The organism is Rhodoblastus sp. (assembly GCF_041915505.1).
Taxonomy (GTDB): Bacteria; Pseudomonadota; Alphaproteobacteria; order Rhizobiales; family Beijerinckiaceae; genus Rhodoblastus.
Genome location: NZ_JAYSBG010000424.1, coordinates 1 through 2,715, shown reverse-complemented (window position 1 = coordinate 2,715; position 2,715 = coordinate 1). Strand labels below are relative to the sequence as shown.

Below are 2,715 nucleotides of genomic sequence, written 5' to 3'. Positions count from 1 at the left end.
GCCTCCATCGCCACGGCGAAGATCGGCGGCATCGCCGCCAATAACGCCTCCGGCATGTGCTGCGGCGTCGGGCAGAATTCCTATCATACGCTCGCCAGCCTGCGCCTGGCGCTCGCCGACGGCGTGACGCTGGACACCGCCGATCCGTCCAGCGTCGCGGCCTTCCGCGTCTCGCACAAGGCGCTGCTCGACAGCCTCGCTGCGCTGTCCAGGGAGATCAAGGCCGACGAAACGACCGCCGCGCGCATAAAAGAAAAATACCGGCGCAAGAACACCACCGGCTACGCCATCAACGCCCTGGTCGATTTCGACGATCCGGTCGAGATTCTCGCCCATCTGATGATCGGCTCGGAGGGCACGCTCGGCTTCCTGTCGCGCGTCGATTACCGCACCGTGCCGGATTATCGGGACAAGGCCTCGGCTCTGGTGGTGTTCGCCGATCTCGCCGCCGCCTGCCGCGCGGTGACCGCGTTGAAAAGCGCGCCGGTCGAAGCGGTCGAATTGCTCGACCGCGCCTCGCTCGAAAGCGTGAAGCACAAGAAGGGCATGCCGGTCGATGTCGACGCGCTCGGCCCCGACGCTTCCGCCCTGCTGATCGAATCGCGCGCCGCCGACGCGCAAGTCTTGCGTGCGCAGCTTGAAGAGATCGTCGCGATCGTCGACCCGGCGAATACCCTGAACGGCGTGAATTTCACCTCCGATCCGGTCGAATCCGGCCGGCTGTGGGACATACGCAAGGGCACTTTCCCGGCCGTCGGCGGCAAGAGGCCGCCTGGCACCACGGTCATCATCGAGGACGTCGCCTTTCCGGTCGAGCGGCTCGCCGAAGCGACCACCGATTTGCGCGCCTTGCTCGACGCCCATGACTATCGCGAGGCGATCATTTTCGGCCATGCGCTGGAGGGCAATCTCCATTTCGTCTTTGCGCAGGGCTTCGATTCCGATCAGGAGATCAGACGCTACGCCGCCTTCATGGAGGCCGTGGCGGAGCTGGTGGTCGGTAAATATGACGGCTCGCTCAAGGCCGAGCACGGCACGGGGCGCAATATGGCGCCTTTCGTCGAGCGCGAATGGGGCGCGGTCGCGACCGCCGCCATGCGGCGGATCAAGGCGTTGATTGACCCCGAAAACTTGCTCAATCCCGGCGTTGTTCTCAATGACGATTCCGAAATCCATCTGAAAAATCTCAAGCCCATGCCGGCGGTCTCGCCGCTAGTGGATTCCTGCATCGAATGCGGCTTCTGCGAGCCGCAATGTCCGTCCAAGGGCCTGACCCTGTCGCCGCGCCAGCGCATTACGGCGGCGCGCGAGATGCGGCGCCTGCGTTGCGACGATCCATTCGCGCCGCAGCTCGCCGCAATGGAAACGGCCTATGATTATGCGGGCGACGCCACCTGCGCCGGCTGTTCGCTCTGCTCGACGGTCTGTCCGCTCGACATCGACACCGGCGCTTTCATCCGCACTGTGCGCGCGGCGAAACGCGGCGACATGGCGAAAAAGGTCGCGGCCGGCGTCGCCGATCATTTCGCCTTGACCCTCAACGGGACCCGCGCAGGCCTCGCCGCCGCCGGACTGGCGCGTCGCTTGCTCGGCGACGAAATGGTGCAAAAGGCGGCGGACGCCGCCCATCGCGCCCTTGGCCTGCCGCGCCTGTCGTCCTCTATGCCCGGGCCGGCCTGGCCGGGCGCGACGCCCGCCTCGGCGGACGCCGGATTGCGGCCGGTACTGTTCTTCCCCTCCTGCGCCAGCCGGGCGATGGGGCCGGCGGCCGGCGACAACAGCCCGCCGCTGCTGGACGTCGCGGCGCGGGTTTTCGCGCGCGCGGGCTATCGGCTGGTCCTGCCGGAGGGCCTCGACGAATTATGCTGCGGCCAGCCCTTCGCCTCGAAGGGTTTTCCCGACATCGCCAAGGCCAAGGCGGAGGAGCTGGCGCGAAAGCTTTCCTCCGACGACGAAGCCATTCCGCTGGTGTTCGACACCTCGCCCTGCGCTACGCGCATGGCGGCTTTTTCCGGCCCGCGCTTTCGGCCGGTCGATCTCGTGCAATTCCTGCGCGACGCCATCGCGCCCCGGCTCGCCCTGCGGCGCCTGCCCGAAACCGTCGCGGTCCATGTCACCTGCTCGCTGCGCAAGGCCGGCTTGGCCTCGGCTTTGGTCGAGGTCGCCGGCGCCTGCGCGGAACAGGTGATCGCGCCGCCCGGCGTCACCTGTTGCGGCTTCGCCGGCGACAAGGGCTTTTCACAGCCGGAGTTGAACGACCACGCCTTGCGTCATCTGAAGGAAAGCCTGCCCGAGGCCTGCCACGAGGGCTATTCCTCCAGCCGCACTTGCGAAATCGGCCTCGCCGCCCATTCCGGCCGGCGCTATCGCTCGATCCTGCATCTGGTCGATGCGGCGTCCGCGCCGGCTTGAGGCGGGTCAAAGCAGGAAGGCGAGCGCGGCGTCGCAGCTTTGCGCCGTCTTCAGCGCCAGCAGATGATCGGCGCGGGTGCGTCCGAGATTGATCGCGGCGATCGGCTTGCCCGAGGCCGCCGCGCGTTCGGCGAAACGGAAGCCCGAATAGACCATCAGCGACGTGCCGACGACCAGCATGGCGTCGGCCGCGTCCAGAGCCGCCAAGGCCGTGTCGACGCGTTCGCGCGGGACGCTTTCGCCATAAAACACCACATCCGGCTTCAGCACGGCGCCGCAGGCCGGGCAGGCCGGAACGGCGAA

The 2,715-nt window shown here is 67.3% G+C and carries 2 protein-coding genes; one reads left to right on the top strand and one right to left on the bottom strand.

The window, feature by feature from the left end; translation table 11 throughout:
• The coding region (locus ACE3S9_RS18005) for an FAD-binding and (Fe-S)-binding domain-containing protein (RefSeq protein ID WP_374547854.1) at positions 1 to 2,412 on the top strand (2,412 nt) is incomplete at its 5' end.
• Positions 2,413 to 2,418: 6 nt separating this feature from the next.
• Here ACE3S9_RS18005 and ACE3S9_RS18000 read toward each other — a convergent pair.
• Positions 2,419 to 2,715 (bottom strand): Sir2 family NAD-dependent protein deacetylase (locus ACE3S9_RS18000; protein WP_374547853.1); only part of this gene is annotated, 297 nt, incomplete at its 5' end.